Origin of the sequence: Bacillus sp. AFS001701 (assembly GCF_002559405.1) — a bacterium.
Taxonomy (GTDB): domain Bacteria; phylum Bacillota; class Bacilli; order Bacillales; family Bacillaceae_G; genus Gottfriedia.
In genome coordinates this window covers 1-2,087 of sequence record NZ_NTZO01000193.1, presented here as the reverse complement: position 1 = coordinate 2,087, position 2,087 = coordinate 1, and the positions used below count along the sequence as shown (strand labels likewise).

General features: G+C 32.2%; 3 protein-coding genes. 2 read left to right on the top strand and 1 reads right to left on the bottom strand.

Translation table 11 applies throughout. The features are described from left to right. Positions 1 to 140: 140 nt before the first annotated feature. Positions 141 to 398 carry a hypothetical protein gene (locus tag CN514_RS25735; RefSeq protein WP_176525906.1) on the bottom strand — a complete coding sequence of 86 codons (258 nt, stop codon included), beginning with the start codon at positions 396 to 398 and terminating at the stop codon, positions 141 to 143. A gap of 118 nt (positions 399 to 516) precedes the next feature. On the opposite strand from CN514_RS25735, the gene CN514_RS13705 reads away from it, so the two are divergent. Beyond that, complete coding sequence (locus CN514_RS13705; RefSeq protein WP_098233078.1) at positions 517 to 1,557, top strand: cellulase family glycosylhydrolase; 1,041 nt, start codon at positions 517 to 519, stop codon at positions 1,555 to 1,557. Positions 1,558 to 1,874: 317 nt separating this feature from the next. Beyond that, entirely contained in the window at positions 1,875 to 2,000 is a 126-nt protein-coding gene (locus CN514_RS13700; RefSeq protein WP_097978684.1) for a GapA-binding peptide SR1P, read from the top strand. Positions 2,001 to 2,087: the final 87 nt, after the last annotated feature.

Below are 2,087 nucleotides of genomic sequence, written 5' to 3'. Positions count from 1 at the left end.
ATTTAATATAAAGAAATATCTTCCTTAATTTTAAATTTAAGTTTTCCATCATCATCAACAGATTTTATTGCAATTAAAACATCACCAGAATAACCATCTTCAAAATAACCAATAACTGTTTCTTTATGTAATTTACCTTTCTAATCCTTATACTGAAGCTCTATTGAACTCTCTCCAACATCTGTGGGATTTACGTTTAGTTTATAGTCATTATGTGAAGCAATTTTAGGTATCTTTATGTCAGATTTAAGATCATCATAGGTCAAATATATTCCCGTTACATTTCTATTTGTTTGATTTTTTATTTTAATATCAAATCCACTATGAAAAAGAAAATAACCTTTTATCCCTACTAACCCCATTATTATAATCGCTATTACAACTAAGATTTTTTTCATTCTTACCCCCTAATTTTAAATTGGAACTATTTAACATTTACATTTCAAATTATAACATTCTTTATTCAACTCTCCTGCCATAAATTTTACAAAATATTAATTAGTTGAGGGGGAAATTATGAAAATAGTTAAAAGAGCAACTTTTATAGTAGTATCCATTTTAGGATCCATTATTTTACTTTTTGCCTCTTCTTTTGCATTTTTAAATCTTGTTAAAATCAACGTTAAAAAACCTACTTCACCACTGTCAGCTGGAATAAGGGGTGTGAATTGGGCGGATGAGCGGGACAATTTTGTTGATGGCGTCATTTATGTAAGTGGACTAACCAAAAATGATTCATACGATTCTGCCAAGGTAGTAGGCCGGCAAATTATCGGGCAGATGTTCGATGAAACAGGTGCTAACACAGTCAGACTACCCATTAATGAAGCGACAGTATCAAATTATTGGAGTACTTATACAGGGGCCATTGATGCTTCATTAGAGAGAGGCAAAGTGATTTTTTGCTATTGGCCTCCGAAAAATGGAAAACCTGAAGATCTCAAAAAGTATTTTAGCATGTGGAGTACTGTTATCAAAAAATACGGAAACAACCCCAACTGCTATTTTGAACCTGTTAATGAGCCCTATGGCTATAATACGAAAGATTTAAGTAATCTTTATAATGATTGGCTAACAAGTTTCAATGTTCCGAAGAAAAATGTAATTCTTGATGGAATTGGTTTGGCCGCTCTTTATATAAATCCTTTAGGTGATGACAAACGACTTGATGGAACAATGCTTGCCGTACACTGCTATGCGTTTTATGCAGGATATGTACATATTAATTCTCTCACAGAAACTGGATGGTCAAATATTTTAACAATCGAAATTGGAAAATATTCCGATCGTGCCATTATTACCGAATGGGGGGCACCAATGAAAAGTGGCTTAGATTATTCGGTAAAACAGAGTAAAAATGATATTAACTATGTTCGTGCAATGAGCAAAAAAATTAATACGATTGGTGCAGGAAGTATTTATTGGCCAGGCTTGAGAGATGGGGATTCTTATAGTTTGATGGAGAAAAAAGTCACAAATAAACAAATCAATCTTAAGGTAACAAATCAATCTGGTCTTGAAAAATTGCAAGAATCCTGGGGTTTGCCTATTCACTAAAATCGCTTGAATGAAGATGACCTCTTGACGCTTGTCGGGAGGTCATTTTCAATTAAAATGTCTTTTTTTAGATAATCAATAAAATAAAAATTGTTATTAGTTTCTCTTGGACGAAATTGATACCAGAAACATAATCACAAGGTACTAATTAGCGTTTTTTTTATACCGAGAAAAAATTTTTTCAAGTCCATTTCCGCTTGAAAACCTTGCTATTTCAACGTTTTTTTAACTGGGACAATTCACGTCCACAGGGTGGGTAAAGTCCCTGGAGAAATCGTGATTCGAACGTGTTATAGTGGGTTTAGGAGGTGTTTCTAATGCAAATTTTAATCTGTAAAGAATGCGAAGAAACTATTGAGTACGCGGAGTATAAAAAAGTTGTTAAAATCTATTCAACTTGCGAAAACTGCAAAAACGAAGCAGCAACTTCAACTGTAAAATAACATAGAACAAAAAAAGCTAATATTGTAATTTAGACCTTATAAAAAATACTTAATTTTTAAGGGTTTAACAAAATATCAAAATATATT